15 protein-coding genes are annotated in these 18,155 nt (G+C 60.0%); 12 read left to right on the top strand and 3 right to left on the bottom strand.

Translation table 11 applies throughout. The annotated features are described in order from the left end of the window. The first annotated feature begins 41 nt into the window (after window positions 1-41). Together purU and folD are read left to right on the top strand one after the other, a co-directional pair. The gene (purU, locus tag BLR31_RS08310; protein ID WP_090594593.1) at window positions 42-890 is read left to right on the top strand and encodes a formyltetrahydrofolate deformylase; all 849 of its coding nucleotides are present in this window, start codon (window positions 42-44) and stop codon (window positions 888-890) included. A gap of 11 nt (window positions 891-901) precedes the next feature. Further along, a complete protein-coding gene (gene folD, locus BLR31_RS08305; protein WP_090594592.1) occupies window positions 902-1,783 on the top strand; it encodes a bifunctional methylenetetrahydrofolate dehydrogenase/methenyltetrahydrofolate cyclohydrolase FolD in 882 nt (293 codons plus the stop codon). A 48-nt stretch (window positions 1,784-1,831) separates the two neighbouring features. On the opposite strand, the gene BLR31_RS08300 is transcribed toward folD, so the two are convergent. Together BLR31_RS08300 and BLR31_RS08295 are read right to left on the bottom strand one after the other, a co-directional pair. Then, window positions 1,832-3,742, bottom strand: coding sequence for a beta-N-acetylhexosaminidase (locus BLR31_RS08300; protein WP_090594591.1), 1,911 nt, complete (start codon window positions 3,740-3,742; stop codon window positions 1,832-1,834). 32 nt (window positions 3,743-3,774) lie between these two features. After that, the gene (locus BLR31_RS08295) at window positions 3,775-7,212 is read right to left on the bottom strand and encodes a hybrid sensor histidine kinase/response regulator (RefSeq protein ID WP_090594590.1); all 3,438 of its coding nucleotides are present in this window, start codon (window positions 7,210-7,212) and stop codon (window positions 3,775-3,777) included. Between the two features lie 272 nt (window positions 7,213-7,484). Here BLR31_RS08295 and BLR31_RS08290 point away from each other — a divergent pair, with 272 nt between their 5' ends. The 10 genes from BLR31_RS08290 to BLR31_RS08245 all read left to right on the top strand — a co-directional run bounded on the left by BLR31_RS08290 (window position 7,485) and on the right by BLR31_RS08245 (window position 17,279). Next, complete coding sequence (locus BLR31_RS08290; RefSeq protein WP_090594899.1) at window positions 7,485-9,155, top strand: ABC transporter substrate-binding protein; 1,671 nt, start codon at window positions 7,485-7,487, stop codon at window positions 9,153-9,155. Window positions 9,156-9,226: 71 nt separating this feature from the next. Further along, on the top strand, window positions 9,227-10,204 hold the full coding sequence (locus BLR31_RS08285; protein WP_090594589.1) for an ABC transporter permease: 978 nt from the start codon (window positions 9,227-9,229) through the stop codon (window positions 10,202-10,204). Between the two features lie 3 nt (window positions 10,205-10,207). Beyond that, window positions 10,208-11,128, top strand: coding sequence for an ABC transporter permease (locus tag BLR31_RS08280; RefSeq protein ID WP_090594588.1), 921 nt, complete (start codon window positions 10,208-10,210; stop codon window positions 11,126-11,128). Then, the gene (locus BLR31_RS08275) at window positions 11,125-11,913 is read left to right on the top strand and encodes an ABC transporter ATP-binding protein (protein WP_090594586.1); all 789 of its coding nucleotides are present in this window, start codon (window positions 11,125-11,127) and stop codon (window positions 11,911-11,913) included. Before BLR31_RS08280 ends, BLR31_RS08275 begins: the two co-directional genes overlap by 4 nt. An 11-nt stretch (window positions 11,914-11,924) precedes the next feature. Beyond that, window positions 11,925-12,866 carry an ABC transporter ATP-binding protein gene (locus BLR31_RS08270; RefSeq protein WP_090594583.1) on the top strand — a complete coding sequence of 314 codons (942 nt, stop codon included), beginning with the start codon at window positions 11,925-11,927 and terminating at the stop codon, window positions 12,864-12,866. Beyond that, a complete protein-coding gene (locus BLR31_RS08265) occupies window positions 12,866-13,354 on the top strand; it encodes a hypothetical protein (protein WP_090594580.1) in 489 nt (162 codons plus the stop codon). Before BLR31_RS08270 ends, BLR31_RS08265 begins: the two co-directional genes overlap by 1 nt. Window positions 13,355-13,441: 87 nt before the next feature. Further along, window positions 13,442-14,377: a glycine betaine ABC transporter substrate-binding protein OsmF gene (gene osmF, locus BLR31_RS08260; protein ID WP_425287221.1), complete on the top strand. Its 936-nt coding sequence runs from the start codon at window positions 13,442-13,444 to the stop codon at window positions 14,375-14,377. 105 nt (window positions 14,378-14,482) lie between these two features. Next, a complete protein-coding gene (locus BLR31_RS08255; protein ID WP_090594574.1) occupies window positions 14,483-15,613 on the top strand; it encodes an ABC transporter permease in 1,131 nt (376 codons plus the stop codon). Beyond that, window positions 15,610-16,542, top strand: coding sequence for an ABC transporter ATP-binding protein (locus BLR31_RS08250; protein WP_090594571.1), 933 nt, complete (start codon window positions 15,610-15,612; stop codon window positions 16,540-16,542). Before BLR31_RS08255 ends, BLR31_RS08250 begins: the two co-directional genes overlap by 4 nt. Beyond that, a complete protein-coding gene (locus BLR31_RS08245) occupies window positions 16,542-17,279 on the top strand; it encodes an ABC transporter permease (protein WP_090594568.1) in 738 nt (245 codons plus the stop codon). Before BLR31_RS08250 ends, BLR31_RS08245 begins: the two co-directional genes overlap by 1 nt. On the opposite strand, the gene BLR31_RS08240 is transcribed toward BLR31_RS08245, so the two are convergent. Then, window positions 17,276-18,154, bottom strand: coding sequence for a transglutaminase family protein (locus BLR31_RS08240; protein WP_090594565.1), 879 nt, complete (start codon window positions 18,152-18,154; stop codon window positions 17,276-17,278). The two genes, BLR31_RS08245 and BLR31_RS08240, sit on opposite strands and share 4 nt — an antisense overlap. Between the last annotated feature and the right edge of the window lies 1 nt (window position 18,155).

Here is an 18,155-nt window from a genome sequence, read left to right as displayed (position 1 = left end):
AAGAACCCCCGTGTCTCAAAGCTCGGGGGCTTTTTTCGTCCATGCCCAATTTTATTCTCACCCTGTCTTGCGCCGACAAGCCTGGGATCGTCGCAGGCGTTACGAGCGAGCTGTTCGGGCTGGGTGCCAATATCGCCGAGTCCAACCAGTTTTGGGACAAGGATACCGACAAATTCTTCATGCGCATCGGATTTACGGCGCCTGAGGGCGTCGACAAGGATGGTGTCGAGCGCGCGTTGAAACCTGTGGTCGAGCGCTTCGAGATGAAGGCGGCAGTGGCAGACCAGGCCCGCACGCCGCGCATCGTCATCCTCGTTTCCAAATTCGACCACGCCATGCTGCACCTGCTCTATCAGATCAAGGTCGGCTCGCTGCGCGCTGAGGTCGCGGCGATCATCTCCAACCATCAGGATGCCCGCTCCATTGCGGAGGCCGAGGGTGTACCGTTCCATTATCTCCCAATGGCCAAGGGCGAGAAGGCGGCTCAGGAAGCGGAAGTGCTCAAAGTCATTAAGGCTGCAGATGCCGATCTCGTGGTTTTGGCGCGATACATGCAAATCCTCTCGGATCAGCTGTCCACCCGCCTATTCGGGAAGGTGATCAACATCCACCATTCCTTCCTGCCGAGCTTTAAGGGCGCAAAGCCCTATCACCAGGCCCATGAGCGTGGGGTCAAGATCATCGGCGCGACAGCGCACTACGTTACCCCGGATCTCGATGAGGGCCCGATCATCGAGCAGGAAACGGCGCGGGTTACCCACGCCATGAGTCCCGACGATCTCATCGCGGTAGGCCGTGACATCGAGAGCCGTGTTTTGGGGCGTGCCGTCAAGAGCCACCTCGAAAACCGCATCATGCTCAACGGCCACAAGACCGTCGTCTTCGCATAAAGGAGCCCGCCATGCCCGCCACGATCATCGACGGCAAGGCCGTCGCAGCAGCAGCGATCGAGCGCGTCAAGGCAGGCTCGGAGGCGTTCCGCACTGCCAACGGTCTTCCGCCGGGTCTCGCTGTCGTTCTGGTCGGTGAAGATCCCGCCAGCCAGGTTTACGTCGCCTCCAAGGGCCGCATGGCCAAGGAATGCGGGTTCCACTCGGTCCAGCACACGCTTGCCGCCGACACGACGCAGGACGAATTGCTGGCGCTCATCGCAACGCTCAACGCGGACCCAGCCGTCCACGGCATCCTCGTTCAATTACCCTTGCCCGGGCATCTGGACGAACGGGTGACGATTGGCGCGCTCGATCCGGCCAAGGATGTCGATGGTCTGCACGACATCAGCATCGGTCGCCTCGCTTCGGGACAGGTGGACAAAACGCTGGTGCCCTGCACGCCTAAAGGCTGCATGGAATTGCTAGAGACGGTTTTTCCGCAAGGACTTTCCGGGCTTACTGCCGTCGTCGTGGGGCGGTCAAATCTGGTCGGGCGCCCGGTCGCGGCTCTGCTTCAACATGCCAATGCCACCGTCACCATAGCCCATTCGCGCACGCGCGACTTGCCCGATCTCTGCCGCAGCGCAGATATCCTCGTGGCCGCCATCGGGCGGCCCGAGTTCATCAAGGGCGATTGGGTGAAGCCCGGCGCGACCGTCATCGATGTCGGCATTAATCGCATTCCCGCGCGGGAAAAGGGCGAGGGCAAGACGCGGCTGGTGGGCGATGTGGAATTTTCCACCGCCGTTGATCGCGCCGCTTCCATCACGCCCGTGCCGGGCGGTGTCGGCCCTATGACCATCGCAATGCTCATGGCCAACACACTGCGCGCCGCAGAGCAGAGCGTTTAAACTCCTCGACGAGACGGTGCGCCACCAACGGGGCGGCGCACCTTAATGTCAGCCCAGACTCGCCTTCGGCATCAGCGTCTGGATAGCCATAAACCGGTCGACGCTCTTGGCCGCTTTAGGGCTCCATGCCGTTTCTGCGATCGCCGACAGGCGCGGATAGACAAGGTGATCGAACAGCCTGCGGTCGGCCAGGTTTTCACTCCACAAGCATGATTGTACGCCGATCAGCTTATCCTGGACCTCGTCGGGCCAGTCATGGGCCGGATCGAAGGCGTAGCAGGTTTCCACCGAGACCGTGCCGGCCCAACTCGCACCGGGCTCCCACCATTCGGTCGATTGCGCCATGTCGAAATAGGCGTGTTCGGCAGGGGCCAGCACCACGTCATAGCCCTGCAGGGCCAAGTCGCGACCGCTTTCCGATTTTTTCCACGCTACAAGATAGGATCGGTCGGCATCGACGCCGCCGCCCAACGCGGCTTCCTCCCAGGCGCCGGTATCCTTGCCGTACTGCTTGAGGAGCGACTGAATGCGCTTGAGAAAGTAGGACTGCAGCGCGAATGTGCCCTGCCAGCCGTTGGGGCCCTGCATCGCGTTGGCCTGGGGCGATCCCGCCCAGGCTTCGTCTGCAACCTCGTCGCCACCGATATGGATCCATTGCGCGGGAAACAGCTCGACCAGCGTTTTCACAACGGCTTCGAGAAAAACATAAGTCTCGTCCAGTGCCGGGTTGAGCGCATTGTTGGGAAAATATTGCACGGATCGATAGATGCCCATTTCTTCCGGGTCAGCCAGTTGCGGCAGCGCCTTCAGCACACAATAGCAATGGCCGGGAATGTCGATTTCGGGGATCGTCTGGATGCCCAGTTCGAGCCCGTGATCGACAAACGCTGTAACATCTTCGGCGCGATAGACCATCCCGTGCTTTTCAAACGGGCTGCCGAGCAGCGGCGGAAGGATTTCGTTCGGCCCACGCCAGGCTGCTTTTTCCGCAAGCGCGGGGTAGTTCGGCACGTCGAGTCGCCAGCCTTCGTCATCATTGAGGTGGATGTGGAAGCGGTTGAGTTTATTCCACGCCATTGTGTCGAGGAAGGCATTGATCTCATCGACTGAGTAGACTTGCCGTGCAACGTCGAGATGGCTCCCGCGCCAATCGAAGCGGGGTGCATCGGCAATAGTGCCGCTCGCCGGAAAGATGAAGTCTTCAGGGTGATGACGCGCTCCCCTAACCATCTGGGCCAGTGTAATGAAGCCGTGCCGGAAGCCGTCAAGATCGGCGGCAGAGAGGATAATTTTGTCGTCAAATGCGATGCGATAGCCACCGGCCGACAGTTCTGGATCGGCAGCACAGGTGACCGCGAGCCCATTTCCGAAAATCGCTTCATCGGCAAACAGTCGTCCAGCCAACGCCTTAGCAGCATTAAATGCGGCGTGGGCGTCCGCGGGACCATCCGCAAAGCCGATAGCTTGCGGAACGGCACCAGCACCGCTGACGGCGACGTCGGCCGGAAAGGGGATGACGCTGATGGTCTGCGCATCCTTTGCCAGCGGACGACGGGCAGGGTGCACGATCGTCGGCGCTCCTGCTTCCCCTTTGAGCGTCATGGGCATTACCTCGGGCACCACCAGGGTTCCGTCTTCCATCGTGACCGCTGCCGATTTCGGGCCATATGTGTAGTGCCGAAGCGTGTGGCTGATCTGCCGTGCAATGATGTTCCACCGTGCTCCGGGCTCCAGAACGAACCCGTCCTCGGGCGCCAGAACGTGGTAATTCGACAATTGATCCACGAGGCGCGCGCCCTCTATGGGGGCGTCGGGCTTGATGCGGAACAGCGAAGTGACGGCGAGCTTAAAGCCCGACACGGCGCTGTCTCCGGTGTTGATCAGGGTGATCGCGAGCTGGCCTGGGGTCGAGATTTCTGGGTTCCAGTCCGCTTCGAGGCGGAACGAGGGCGTGGGCATAATCGGGCCTGACATGGTCTTGCGTTGAAAATTCAGACGCTGGGAGCGTTCTGAGGTTCGGTTTCGCCCTTGGTTTTGGGCAGCACGTGCTCGCGCACGTGGTCGCGGAGCCGCTGGGTTGCGACACGCAGTTCGGTATAGAGCTGATATATATCTGGGTCGGTTCTGAACCGATCCTCGATGTCGCCCAAAACGAACTCGGCCGTCTGGATGACGTCGCGCCAGCGGGGGTTGGCGGGCAGGGTTTCGATCAGCAGATATTTGTCGAGCGTTCGGGCCTGCAGCGAGGATCGGTCCAGATTGACCCGCCAGACACCGCTCTGCTCGGCAAAGTCGATCTTCGATCCGCCCTTCGCCTTTCTCCACAGTGCGATCGACTGAGTCATTACGGCGACGATTGCCTCACGGTAGTCGAGTTTATCGGGCGTCGAAGCGGCGGCCTCGGTTTGCGCAGAGGCGTTAGAGGCGCGCTGCGCAACGAGCGCCAGCCCCACAGTGTCGATAACGCCACGGACAGAGCGCACCAGATGATCGCTCGATTGACGGGTCTGAGCAGTATCGGGCGTGATGATCATGGCAAAACCACCCCCCGCATCGGCATCGAGTTCGAAAGCATTGAGCAACACCGGCGCGCCGATGCGCCCCAACGGGACATCATCGAACGAAAGCCGCCCGTCTTCAGCGATGGTTCGCATAGCTGAATCGACAATTGTGGGCGTGAGCAGGTCCGACAGCAATGTTGTCCCGGGGTCGATGACCCTCCCGGCCAGCACCGAGGCTGCCTGATTGGCGTAAGTAATCCGTCCGGTGTCGCTCACGCAGACGAGCCCGGCCTCCAGCGTATCGAGCAGACGCGTCATGCGCTGTTGCGAGAGGCGCAGGGCATCTTCGACTTGAACGCGCCGTTCGATCTCGGATTTCAGTTCCAGGTTTTCGCGGGCGGTGCCGCGTGCGCGCCCGGCTTCGAGCAAGGTAGCGATGCGGGCCAGAAGCTCGTCCTTAACGAAGGGCTTGACCACATAGTCGTTGGCACCATGCTCGAACCCTGCGATCACGTCGCGGGTCCGCGAGCGTGCGGTGACCATGATGATGGGCAGATCGAGAAGGCCGTGCCGGTCGCGCAGGCGCTTGGCGACTTCCAGGCCACCCATCTGTGGCATCATGACGTCAAGGACGATGAGGTCTGGTTTGTGTTGCTCGACGCTCGCCAGCGCATCCATGCCGTTCTCAGCGGCGCGGACGATATAACCCTGCGGGGCGAGAACATTGCGCAGGACCTGAATGTTGATCGGTTCGTCATCAACGACCAGAATCACTGGCGCATCGTTGCCCGCTTGCGGCGCCAGTTCGGCGGCGTCGGCCAACAGCATTCCAAGGGACGCCTGCAGCCCGTCCTGACGATCGCCATAGGTAAGGATTTCCGCCTGGGTCGCTTCTGCGGCAGCCACGGGCAGTTTAAGGGCGAAACGAGAGCCTTCTCCGAGCTTCGATTGTGCCGCGAGCTTGCCATGCATGGCAGCAGCCAATTGGCGCGCTATGGTCAAGCCGAGGCCTGCCCCGCCGGGCTTGGCGATCACTTCCGGGCTGTCGCCGCGCTCAAGGGGTTGAAAGATGCGCTCGAGGCTGTCGGACGGTATGCCAACCCCGGTATCGGTAACGGCCACAGCGACGACGTCTCCAGCGCGCCATGCCGTGATGGCGATCGAACCCTGGTCGGTATATTTGATGGCGTTGCCGAGCAGGTTGTAGAGAATCTGCTCGAAGCGAACTGGATCGGCCATCACGTAAGGCAGGCTTTCCGGGATATCGACATCGAGTGTCACAGGTTCGCCGCGCAACAATGGTTCGGCAAGTTGCATGACATTGCGGATCGAGGTCGCGACATGCACCGGGTGAATGTCGAGTCGCATGCGGCCCTGCCGGATGCGGTAGATGTCGATGAGGTCATCAACGAGCCGCGAGAGCCGTCTCGCTGAAAAGGCGATGAGGTCGAGTTGGCTGCGCTGGGGGGCTGTCAATTCGCCTACTGCCCCCGCAGAAAGCGTCTCGGAAATACCGATAATGCCATTCAGTGGAGTGCGCAGTTCATGGCTGGTATTGGCCACGAACGTATCCTTGAGCCTGTCCGCTTCCTCCAGCGCTGCGTTTTTCTCCTCGATCAAGCGAACGTGGCTCTCGAGCTCTACGTTCTTTTGGCTGATCAGGGACAATTGCTCGCGCACGGCGTCACGCATGCGCTTGAAGCTTTCCGCAAGCCGCCCCAGTTCGGTGGGCCGCTCGATGCTTGGCATCGTGCGCTCGAGATCGCCGGCGGCAATGGACTCGGCGACATCGGTCAGTTTGTTGAGCGGTGCAGTCATCGTGCGCGACAACATATACGCGACCCAAAAAAGGATCGGCAGGGCAAACGCCGCAATCATCAGGACGAAACGCGTCAATTCCTCGGAATTGGCAAACGCAACGCGGGACGGGACCTCTGCGACCAGAGACCATCTGCTGTCACCGAAACTGACCGGGGTCCAGGCCGTCAGTGCTGCGCCGCCGGACATGCCGTTCGCGACGAGCGCGGTGTCGGCAACTGCAAAGGCGCCGCCTTCGGGCAGGGGAACGGTACTGCCAATCGGTGAGCCATAGGTGTCCGGCGCAGAGACCAGCGCACGATTTCCGGCAATCAGATAGAAGTTGGACGTTTCTTCTTCCTGTTGCTGGACAATCGCATCCAGTCCGACCGCGGGCAGACGGAATATCGCTAGCCCGCGCGGCCGTTGGTAGAATTCGACGCGAACAGCGATGTAGGCCGAAAAAATCCCGGTCAATGGATCCAGTGCGAAATCGCTGATGGTGATGGGCTCGTTTGTGGCAATTGCAGTCGCTGCGAGTTGACCGAGCCGCGAGTCAGCCAGACCGCCATCCAGATCGCCACCGAGATAGGCGTCCTTTTCGACCGAATAGACGATGCGGCCGTCGGTGTTGGCGAGATAGAGATTGTCAAACTCGGCCGACCGGATGAAGCTGGCATACTCCTCCTGAAACCGCTGATGGGCGTTGGAATATTCCAGCGCATTGCGCAGCATGGCATCAGGGTCGGGCGAAAAATTTCCATCGCTTACAGATGCTTCGCTTTGGATGCCGAAGATGCGCTGCAAGGTGTCGCGCGCCTGCTCGGGGTCAGGATCGATCTGACGGAAGGCGTAGGAGAACCCGTAGAAGTCGCCGATCGAATATCGGACGGCGTTGGATTTCGCCAGCGAGTCCGCTTGCCGAAACGCAAAGGTCAGGTATTGGTCGATCTCGGAGCGCTTGGCATCACGAACAAACGACAGCCGTGCGAAGGTTTCGTCTTCCACATTCGCGTTGAGGATCGAAAAAAAGACCGAAGCGGTCAGGACCAGGGGGAGCGTGGTGATCGCCATGAGGATCAGGAACAATCGTCCCCGAAACCCCTTTGGTGCAAGCCATGACGGCAGCATCGCGCTCTCCCTGTTGCCACGCAGCGCCCCTCGCGCCGCCTATGACACAGGACATTCTTATGGCGATAGCGAAAGAGATAAAGCCCGTCTCCTGTCATATCGGCGATTTTGACGGATTTGCCGGTTTTGAGAGCGCTATTGACGAAAAAGCACCCGTGACACTGAGCCCCTGGTTACCCCCACAATATGCCCTGCACAAAGGTGCGTTCGCCACACGGCGGATCGGAAATACGCAGCGAAGGGGCTGCGCCAAACTGGAGGGAAACCAACCGATGTCCATCAAATTGATCACAGGCGCGCTTATGGCCAGCGCGCTGGTTCTGCCCGCGGGTGCCGCCTTCGCACAGGACGACCGCGCCATCCTGACGGCAGTTCCACAGCAATTGACTTCATGGGTCGAAAACTACAACCCATTCAATTCAACTACCGTACTGCCCACCGTTCTTGATTTCATGTATGAGCCGCTGGTTGTCTTCAACGCCATGCATGGCGGAGAAGCCGAATATCGGCTCGCTGAATCGTACGAATATTCCGACGACCTTTTGTCGCTGACGTTCGTTTTGCGCGAAGGACTGACCTGGTCGGATGGTGAGCCGATCACCGCTGAGGACGTCGTCTTCACATTCGATCTCATCAAGGAATTTCCGGCCCTCGACATTCGCGCCGTCTGGCCGAAGCTGGTCGGGGTCGAGGCCGTTGACGAGCGCACTGTGCGCATCGACATGACCGAGGTGGATGCGGGCCTCATCTATCAGCTGGTTCAAGTCTACCCTGTGCCCGAACATGTTTGGGCAGAGGTGGAGGATCCCGTTACCTACACCAATCCCGAAACCGTAGGCTCTGGTCCTCTGACGGAGATCGATCGGTTTACGCCCCAGGAATACATCCAGTGCCGCAACCCCAATTATTGGGATGCCGAGAGCCTGCATGTTGATTGCATGCGCTTGCCGCAGCTCGCCAACAACGACCAGGTCCTGTCCGCTGCAGCCAATGGTGAGCTTGACTGGTTTGGCTCATTCCTGCCCGACATCGAGCGCACCTATGTTGGTACCGACCCGGACAATCACGGCTACTGGTTCCCATCGGGTTCGCCGGTGTTTTTCTCGCTCAACCTTGAAACCGACGACGCCGGGCTCAGCGAAGCCTTTAACGACGTCGCCTTCCGTCGGGCCTTCTCGATGGCCATGGACCGCGAGGCGATGGTCGACATCGCCGGTTATGGCTATCCGACCGCGAATGACTACCCGTCGGGCCTAGGGCGCGCCTATCACTCCTGGAACAATCCGGAAGTTGAGGCCGAGTATGGTCAGTTTACCGAATTCGATATCGAGGCTGCCCGTGCGCTTCTCGAAGAGGCCGGGTATTCCGATAGTGACGGGGATGGGTTTATCGAAACCCCAAGCGGTGCGCCCATCGCATTCGATATCATCGTGCCCAATGGCTGGACGGATTGGGTGAACACCGTCCAACTGGCCGTCGAAGGGCTCAACGAGTTGGGCATCAACGCCACGATGCAGACCCCGGAAAGCCCAGCCTGGACCGATCAACTGATCGCCGGGGACTTCGACGCGGCCATTAACTCGGTGACGACTGGTGTGACGCCGCACTACTTTATGGATCAGGCCCTCCACAGCCGCCATATCGGCCAGTCGCGGTTCCAGTCGGCTCGCTATTCCAACCCGGCTCTCGATGAGGCGCTTGATGCCTTCAATACCACGGTCGATCCCGATGAGCAGACCGAGTACATGAACGAGATCCAGATGCTGATCGCCGAGGACATGCCGCTGGTCTTCGTCTTCGACAACCCGCTTTGGTACGAATACAACACAGCCCGCTTCACCGGCTTTTTCAACGCCGACAACCCGGTTGCGCGCCCGGTGGTTTATGCAGGTGTCCCCGAGCGGCTCCTGCACCTTCTCGCTCTGCGACCCGTCGAAGACTAGTCCTCCCTTCGACACCGGCCGGCGCAGCATCGCTCTGCGCCGGTCCTTTTTCTTCAGAGCGGAGAGAGACCATGGCCTTCGTCCTGCGCCGTCTGGGCTTTTATATCGTTGCGTTCTTTGTTGCCGCGACGATCAATTTCATTCTGCCGCGGCTGATGCCCGGCAATCCCATCGACATCATGTTTGCCCAGTCGCAAACGACGATTCCGCCAGAAGCGCGGGCAGCGTTGATCGAGACCTTCGGCTTTGCCACCGGTCCGCTGCACGAGCAGTATTTCTCCTATTTAAAATCAGTATTTACCGGCGATCTTGGCTATTCCATCCGCTTCTATCCCCAAACCGTCAATGAGCGGCTGGGATACGCTCTGCCTTGGACGCTCCTACTCGCGGGTTGCGCAACGCTCATGGCTTTTGCCATCGGCTCATTGCTCGGCGTTTTTGCAGCCTGGAAGCGCGGTGGGGCGTTTGATGCCATCGTCACGCCCACCTCGCTCGCACTTCAGGCTATCCCGCCAGTGGTGATCGCGCTCGTGGCGCTGTTTACATTCGGGGTCGCGTTGCGCTGGCTCCCCACCGGCTATGCCTTCAATCCCCGCCTCGACCCTGGCTTTACCTGGGCGTACATCTCAAGCGTCTTCATCCATGCGCTGATGCCCGTCTGTTCGCTGATGATCGTTTTTGTCGGCGGCTATCTCGTCACCATGCGCAACAACATGATCGGCCAATTGGGCGAAGACCATGTTATCATGGGGCTCGCCAAAGGATTGTCCGAGCGCCGGGTGAAGTTCAATTATGCTGCGCGCAACGCGCTGCTGCCCTCGGTCACGTCGCTTGGTCTGACGCTCGGCGCCATTCTGGGCGGTTCCCTGGTTACGGAAGTTGTGTTCAACTATCCGGGTCTGGGACAGACGCTTTATATCGGCATCGTCACGCGCGACTATCCGCTGATCCAGGGCCAGCTCCTGATCATGACGCTCGCCATCCTCACCGCCAATCTCATCGTCGATCTCATCTATGTGCTGCTCGACCCACGGCTGCGGAGGGCCTGATCGATGTTTGAAACGCTCAAGGTCTTTTTACGAAATCGCAAGGCGGCAATTGGCCTTGCCATCGTTCTCGCCTATGTCGCCGTCGCCATCTTTGGGCCGATGCTATTGGGAGCCGATCCCATGGCGCGGGTCGGGCGTCCCCATGTTGCGCCAGATGGAGAGGCCCTCCTTGGCACCACCCGCATGGGGCGCGATGTCTTTGCCCAGCTGATCTATGGGACGCGCACGTCGCTGGCGGTTGGATTCTTTGCCGGGCTTCTTGTCGTATTGATCGGCACGGTTCTCGGCATCACGGCAGGCTATTTCGGTGGCGTGGTCGATGAGATCATCAATTTCTGCACCAACATCGTGCTCGTCATCCCACAATTGCCGCTGCTGCTGGTGATCGCTGCATTCGTGGGGCAGACCTCACCTGTCGTTATCGCCATCATCATCGGGGTTACCTCATGGGCCTGGGGTGCGCGGGTTACACGGGCGCAAACCATGACCTTGCGGCAACGGGAGTATATTCAAGCCTCCGAGTTGATCGGCGAACCTGCGCACCGAATGATATTTGTCGAGTTGCTGCCTAACCTGCTCTCGATCATCGGGTTCAATTTCATCGGTTCGGTGACCTACACCATCATCACCCAGGCAACGCTCGAATTTCTTGGCCTCGGCAATCCCATGTCGGTCTCCTGGGGTACGATGCTCTATCACGCGCAAAACTCGTCAGCGATTACCGTCGGGGCGTGGTGGGAGGTGCTTGCGCCTGCCGTCGCCGTCGCCGGGATCGGCATCGGGTTGTCGCTGCTCAATTTCGGAGTAGACGAAATTTCCAACCCTCGCCTTCGGACGTTGGGCACCATAGCAGCGGCTGCAAAGGCGCAGGAAAAGATCGATCGCCAGCGCGCCGCCGGCAAACTTCAGGGGGCCGCCCAATGAGCCAACTTGTCGACGTCAAAGGCCTCAAGGTCGATTTTCTCACCGGCAAAGGCCTCTTCACCGCCGTCAAGGGCGTCGATCTCGATATCGGACATGGCGAAGTCATGGGGCTGGCCGGGGAATCGGGCTGCGGGAAGTCGACGATCGCCTTTTCGCTGATGCGATTGCATCGCCCGCCAGCGATCATCTCCGAAGGGTCGATCGTTATCGACGGGACCGACGTGCTGGCCATGCCGGCCGACAGGCTCGAAAAATGGCGATGGTCGAATGTCTCGATGGTGTTCCAAAGCGCCATGAACTCGCTCAATCCCGTCCTGACCATTTTCGAACAGTTCCGTGACATGCTGGCTAAGCATACATCGATGAACCGGACGGAAATTCGCGCCCGGGCTGAAGAACTGCTTACGCTTGTCGGCATCCCGTCGGCACGGCTCGATGATTATCCGCATCAACTCTCGGGCGGTATGCGCCAGCGCGTGGTGCTCACCATGGCCCTGGCCCTCAATCCCAAGCTCATCGTCATGGACGAACCCACTACGGCCCTGGACGTCGTCGTGCAGCGCGAGATATTGCAAGAGATCATGACGCTCAAGGCGCAATTTGGGTTTTCGATCCTGTTCATCACGCACGATCTGGCGCTGATGAGCCAGTTCGCCGATCGGATCGCGGTGATGCTCGAAGGCAAGATCGTCGAGGTCGCGCCGACCGCCGAGATCGTCGACAGCCCCAAGCATGCTTACACAAGAAAACTCTGGGATGCGATGCCGCGTCTCGGTGCAGCGTGAGAGGAAAGTCGATGGGCACGCCACTACTTGAGATCGAGAACGCCTCGAAAATCTTCCACCTCAAGCCCATGTTCGGGGCGACCAAGGAAGTGGTCGCCATGCGAAATATTTCGCTATCCATCCAGAAGGGCAAGGCATTGGCCATCGTTGGCGAATCCGGGTCGGGAAAATCGACCATCGGGCGGGCGGTGACCCGGCTGTTTCGGCTCTCAGAGGGCAGTATTCGGTTCAAGGGCAACGACATCTCTGCCTTCAAGAGCCGCGCGGAAAAGCTGGACTATGCGCGTTCGGTGCAGATGGTCTTCCAAGACCCTTTCGCCGCCCTTAATCCAGCGCATACGATCCGCCATCATATCGAGCGCCCCCTGCGCCTCCATTCCGGGCTTTCTGGCGCGGCGTTGGTTGATGCGGTGCGTCAGGTGCTTGCCGATGTAGAGCTGGATTCGGACGTGGCGCTCGATAAATATCCTCACGAACTGTCGGGCGGCCAACGCCAGCGTGTCAATCTTGCCCGGGCTATCGCAGTGGGCGCCGATCTGATTGTCGCCGACGAACCAACGTCGATGCTGGACGTTTCCATTCGGAAGTCCGTGCTGGGTCTCATGGAGCGCATGAAGACCCAGCGCGGGATCACCTTTCTCTACATAACGCACGATATCGCAACTGCTCATTATCTGGCCGAGGAGACGGCCGTGATGTTTGCAGGGCAAGTGGTGGAGTGGGGGCCGTCGCAGATGATAGTTTCCAACCCCCAGCATCCCTATACCAAGGTTTTGCTCGATGCCGTGCCCAATCCGTGCGTGCGGCTGACACATGCCGATGCCGAGAGCCGTGAATTCGCGCAAGGGGTCGAAGCCGTACGTGAATTGGCGCGTAAACCGGCGGGCTTGCCCGTAGAGGTCGAGCCGGGTCACTTTGTCCGCCATCGTTTCGAGAAACGAGATGCCGCCTGATGCCATCAGACCTCGTAAAGCTGAACCCGTTCCCGGCGGGGTCGGATCGTCATGTCATATGGGACATGCTCGTCGCTCGCGATATCGATGCCTTCATCGCATGCGACTGGAGCATGGTGGAAGGTGACTTTGCCGCTGATCGGTTCATGGGCATTGACGGGAAGGCTTCGGCCAACCCCGATGATTGGCGCATCAGCTTTCCCGGCCTTGCAGCCTATCGCGATTCCTGGGTGGCCGGGGCCATCGATTTTCGCGCCCGCGCAATCGCGGCTACGGCGAAACAGGCGGTCTTTAATGCAACCACCCTCACGGACATCGAGGTGACGGGGGATCGTGCCCTGGCGCATAAGAAATTCGACGGTCAGGTCGAAATGGCCGGCGGAGACATCGACATTCTCAATTGGCAATCGGTCTATACGCTGGCCCGCATTGACGGCGAATGGAAGCTCACAGGTTTCATAGGTTATCTGCCATATCCTATGGGCTAATCCTGTAGGGAACAAAATTCGTTCACGATTATTTCCGGTCGAGGGGTGGTCATCCCGCTCTCAGTCTGTAGGCTGGGCAACCCCAAAATTGACCAGAGCCAGACCGGGAGAAAATCCGTGAAATTGCTATCTACCATCGCAGGCGCGGCCGTTTTCGCTGCGCTGACCTCTTCGGCATCCGCACAAGTCGTCGTTGCGTCCAAGATCGATACTGAAGGCGGGGTGCTGGGCAGCATCATCTACCAGGTGCTCGAGGCCAACGACATCGCCGTTGAAAGCCGCATCCAATTGGGCGGCACGCCCATCGTTCGCGAGGCCATCACGGCCGGCCAGATCGATATTTATCCAGAATACACCGGCAACGGTGCGTTCTTTTTCAACGAGGGCGAAGATCCGATCTGGAACGATGCTGAGGCCGCCTATCAGCGCGTTGCCGAACTCGATCTTGAGGAAAACGGCATCGTCTGGCTGCAACCATCGCCCGCCAACAACACTTGGGGCATCGCCGTGCGCTCGGAAATTGCCGAGGAAAACGGGCTTTCGACCCTTTCCGATTTCGGTGAGTACATCGCTGGCGGCGGCGAGATCGTCCTTGCGGCATCAAGCGAATTCGTGACGTCGGCGCCCGCTCTGCCGGCCTTCCAGGAAACCTACGGGTTTGAATTGTCCTCGGATCAGCTGATCCAGCTCTCTGGCGGTGACACCGCAGCGACAATTGCGGCTGCAGCCAACCAGACCTCGGGCGCCAATGCCGCGATGGTCTATGGCACCGATGGCGGCATCGCCTCGGCCGGCTTGGTGGTTCTGGAAGACGACCTTGGTGTTCAGCCGGTCTATAATCCTTCGCCGATTATCCGGCAGGATGTTTTGGAAGAATATCCGCAAATTGCGGATCTTCTCGCGCCGGTATTTGAGGGCTTGACCCTTGAAGTGCTTCAGGAGCTCAATGGTCGTGTGCAACTGGGCGGTGAGCCTGCCGATGCGGTGGCGCAGAGCTACCTCTCCGAAAACGGTCTGCTCTAGCCATCAAGGGCGCGACGGCCGAAAGCTGTCGCGCCGGATCGCCTCACTTTGAGTGCCTTGGCGCAATCGCAAGCATCACGGCGCGTCCATCTCGATAAACTCGGGATGGTCGTGGCGCTTATCGGGCTGGTCGGCCTAGTCGTCCTGCCCTTCGTGCTGTTTCGCGCGAATCGTATCGTCCAGGGCGAACCGCTCAGGGCATGGGAGGCGCTGGGGGACTCAGGTATAGCGCTGGTAGCGGTCTTAGGAATTGCGTTAGCGTCCCTTGTGATCCGAACGCGTCTGTCTGTCCGACTTGCCATCTGCGGTGGAGCGCTTTTGGGGCTGTCGATATTCGTAGGCCTGGCCGCGAGCGCTCTCATCCCGGAAGGCGATAATTTCGCGCGCGTTTCCGCCGGTTCCGGCTTCTGGCTGATGGCCTTCGCTTTCGCGCTGGCCGGTGCCGATGCTTTGGCGCGATTAGGGCTTCGACCACTCGCCCGTATCGGCGTTCTCGCATCGGTGCTCGCAGGGCTCGCGGGTATTCTGATGTCCGGCCTTTGGGACGATATCGATGTCTTGCGAGAATACCAGAGCCGCGCCGGCGCGTTCTGGCGCGAATTGCAGGTGCATCTTTTCCTCGCGTTTGGCGCAGTGGGGGCTGCCATCGCCATTGGTGTGCCCCTCGGCATTGTCTGCTATCGCATCCCCCGCGTGCGAGCCGGAATCCTGGGCACCCTCAATGTCGTTCAGACAGTGCCGTCCATTGCACTGTTTGGGCTGCTCATCGCGCCGATGGCATGGATAGGCGCCAATATTCCGGGGGCCGCCGCACTGGGCATTGCGGGTATTGGTTATGCGCCGGCGTTTGTTGCTCTCTTTGCCTATTCGCTGTTGCCCATGGTGTCCAATACGGTCGTAGGGCTGGATGGCGTGCCGCGCGATGCCAACGAGGCGGCTAGAGGCATGGGCATGACGAACGGCCAGAGACTTACGCAAATCCTGTTGCCGCTCGCCTTTCCAGTCATCCTCACCGGCATCCGCATCGTATTGGTTCAAAATATAGGCCTTGCCGTTATCGCCGGTCTGATCGGTGGCGGCGGGCTCGGTACCTTCGTCTTCCAGGGCATCACCCAGACAGCCATGCCGCTCGTATTACTCGGTGCCATTCCCGCCGTGGTTATGGCGTTTGCTGCGGCAATCATACTCGACGCCGGGGTCGAACTCAGTCAGGGCCGAAAGAGCACGAGCCGATGATCGAAATCGAAAATCTCTCCAAGCACTATGATGGACGGGCTGTCGTCGATGACGTGACCTTGGCCGTCGCCGATGGTGAAATCGCTGCGATCGTGGGCACCTCCGGGTCGGGCAAGACCACGCTTTTGCGCATGATCAACCGCTTGGTCGAGCCAACATCGGGCACCGTCCGCATAGACGGCAGGGACATCCTCGACCAGCCGCCCTATCAATTGCGCCGGCAGATCGGCTACGCCATCCAGGGCCACGGGCTCTTCCCGCACCACGATGTTGCCCGCAATATCGCTACCGTTCCTCGCCTCCTGGGCTGGGATAAGGCAAAGATCGCCGCGCGTGTCGATGAATTGCTTACGCTATTTCAGCTCGAACCCGAAGCGTATCGCCACCGCATGCCGCATGAACTGTCCGGCGGACAAAAGCAGCGGGTCGGCGTTGCGCGCGCCCTTGCGGCCGGTCCCGCAGTGTTGCTCATGGACGAGCCCTTCGGGGCACTTGATCCCATAATCCGCGCCAAAGCGCAGGAAGACCTTCTCGATATCCAGCGCCGGCTCGGCACCACGATAGTCCTCGTCACCCATGACATGGACGAGGCAATCAAGCTGGGTAACAAGATCGCCGTCATGAGCGACGGCAAGGTCCGCCAATACGCCGCGCCGGAAGAGATCATCGCGGCGCCCGCCGACGATTTTGTCCTTGCCATGCTGGGATCGGGTGATCGGGCATTTCGCCTTTTATCGCTCAAGACCGCGGGGCAGGCGGTTGGGCCCGGACCTGCCGACGGCAAGCCCATCACCGCTGCTGCATCCCTACGTGAAGCCTATGCGGAAATGCTCTGGTCACGGCGCGAGGCACTGCCTGTGGAGCGCGACGGGGCCATTGTGGGTCGGGTCACACGCGCCGCATGCGAAGCAGAGGCCACGCGGCCATAATGAAGATATCAACGATCATAAGGGTGTTGGTCCTTGTTCTGCTGGCGACGTTCATCGTCATGCCGCAGGTATTTTCTCCGGTCTTTGCGCCGCTGACCCGGTTCAATGCGCCCGCGATCTACACGCAGACTTCGATCCTCTCGCTTACCCTCAGCCATCTGGCCATCGTCGCGGTGGCCACCGCTTTGGCAACCGTGATCGCCGTCGGCTTTGCCATTCTGGTCACGCGTCCGTTCGGTGAAGAATTCCTGCCGCTTTCTCGTGCAGTCGCCAATATCGGGCAGACCTTTCCCCCCGTCGCCGTGCTGGCGCTCGCCGTGCCCATGCTTGGTTTTGGGACGGGCCCTACGCTCGTGGCGCTGTTTCTTTATGGCCTACTGCCGATCTTTGAGAATGCGCTGACGGGCCTTACGGGCATTTCCCCATCGGTCCGTGAAGCTGCGCGGGGCACGGGGATGACCGGCTGGCAGCGACTGATCGGTGTTGAGTTGCCGTTGGCGTTCCCAGTGATCCTAGCCGGCATTCGTCTATCGGTGGTCATTTCGCTTTCGACCGCCACCATCGGTTCGACCGTTGCAGCGCGCACTTTGGGCGAGGTGATTATCGCCGGCCTCCTGTCGGGGAACACCGCGTTCGTCCTGCAGGGGGGCCTGATCGTGGGCGCACTGGCGGTCTTGATCTATGACGGCTTCGTGGCATTGGAAAAGCTTGCGGCTCGCCGCATGGGGCGGGCTTAAGCGACTTCTAGAACGTCGACGGCCTGAGTGGTTTCCTGTCCACCCGCCGAACGCAGCATGCCAACGATCGGAGCTACGTCGGAATAGTCACGGCCATAGCCAATGACGATGTGGTCCTGTCCCGCCCGCATTGCGTTGGTGGGGTCGAATTCGATCCACCCCATCTCTCTGCCGCACCAGACCTTGACCCAGGCATGCATAGCGTCTGCGCCTTCCAGGCGCTGTTCACCCTCGGGCGGCATGGTGCGCAGAAAGCCTGAAACATAACCGGCCGGCACACCGAGTCCACGCAGTCCGGCGATCATGATGTGCGCAAAATCCTGGCACACCCCACGTTTAAGGGCGAATGCTTCGGAAACAGGCGTATCGACAAGGGTTGCTTCGCCGTCATAGGCGAAATCGGCATGAATGCGGAGGCACAGATCGTTGGCCAATTGGTGGACAGTCACCGCTTTGCCGATGTTTTCGCGCGCATATTCGGTGATTGCGGGGGCGAGATCCACCCGTGGGCTCGCAGCAACAAAATGGTGGGGCGACAACGCACTCATGTCCCAGGTGGCGGCGAGTTCGTCGCCCAGCTTTTCCGGGGATGGAGAGAAATCGATGCCCGGCGATTTCCGCAGCACTTCGACTCTGGCGGCCACCGCAATTTCGAGGGCATCGTGCTGGCTGCGATAGGTCAGCGATGCGACACGGGTGCCAAAAAAGTCCGTAAACTCGGTCTGTTCGCTCGGCTGTGGCAATAGCGTCAGCCCCGCCGCGACGACCCGCTGAATGCCGGGCAGGTTGGCGGGAAACACCCGCGCCAGATGCCGTCCGCCCGAAACCGGGGCGTCATAGGCGTATTCGAGTTTGAGCCTGATGTCGTACAGCATG

Origin of the sequence: Pelagibacterium luteolum, assembly GCF_900100665.1 — a bacterium.
Classification (GTDB): Bacteria; Pseudomonadota; Alphaproteobacteria; order Rhizobiales; family Devosiaceae; genus Pelagibacterium; species Pelagibacterium luteolum.
Note: the sequence above shows the minus strand (reverse complement) of the source record. Positions and strands in the feature narration are given on the sequence as shown.

What these genes read in the sequence shown, in the direction of transcription:
- purU (WP_090594593.1), top strand. Translation starts at nt 42, where the DNA reads ATGCCCAATTTTATTCTCACCCTGTCTTGCGCCGACAAGCCTGGGATC.
- folD (WP_090594592.1), top strand. Translation starts at nt 902, where the DNA reads ATGCCCGCCACGATCATCGACGGCAAGGCCGTCGCAGCAGCAGCGATC.
- BLR31_RS08300 (WP_090594591.1), bottom strand. Translation starts at nt 3,742, where the DNA reads ATGCCCACGCCCTCGTTCCGCCTCGAAGCGGACTGGAACCCAGAAATC.
- BLR31_RS08295 (WP_090594590.1), bottom strand. Translation starts at nt 7,212, where the DNA reads ATGCTGCCGTCATGGCTTGCACCAAAGGGGTTTCGGGGACGATTGTTC.
- BLR31_RS08290 (WP_090594899.1), top strand. Translation starts at nt 7,485, where the DNA reads ATGTCCATCAAATTGATCACAGGCGCGCTTATGGCCAGCGCGCTGGTT.
- BLR31_RS08285 (WP_090594589.1), top strand. Translation starts at nt 9,227, where the DNA reads ATGGCCTTCGTCCTGCGCCGTCTGGGCTTTTATATCGTTGCGTTCTTT.
- BLR31_RS08280 (WP_090594588.1), top strand. Translation starts at nt 10,208, where the DNA reads ATGTTTGAAACGCTCAAGGTCTTTTTACGAAATCGCAAGGCGGCAATT.
- BLR31_RS08275 (WP_090594586.1), top strand. Translation starts at nt 11,125, where the DNA reads ATGAGCCAACTTGTCGACGTCAAAGGCCTCAAGGTCGATTTTCTCACC.
- BLR31_RS08270 (WP_090594583.1), top strand. Translation starts at nt 11,925, where the DNA reads ATGGGCACGCCACTACTTGAGATCGAGAACGCCTCGAAAATCTTCCAC.
- BLR31_RS08265 (WP_090594580.1), top strand. Translation starts at nt 12,866, where the DNA reads ATGCCATCAGACCTCGTAAAGCTGAACCCGTTCCCGGCGGGGTCGGAT.
- BLR31_RS08255 (WP_090594574.1), top strand. Translation starts at nt 14,483, where the DNA reads ATGGTCGTGGCGCTTATCGGGCTGGTCGGCCTAGTCGTCCTGCCCTTC.
- BLR31_RS08250 (WP_090594571.1), top strand. Translation starts at nt 15,610, where the DNA reads ATGATCGAAATCGAAAATCTCTCCAAGCACTATGATGGACGGGCTGTC.
- BLR31_RS08245 (WP_090594568.1), top strand. Translation starts at nt 16,542, where the DNA reads ATGAAGATATCAACGATCATAAGGGTGTTGGTCCTTGTTCTGCTGGCG.
- BLR31_RS08240 (WP_090594565.1), bottom strand. Translation starts at nt 18,154, where the DNA reads ATGCTGTACGACATCAGGCTCAAACTCGAATACGCCTATGACGCCCCG.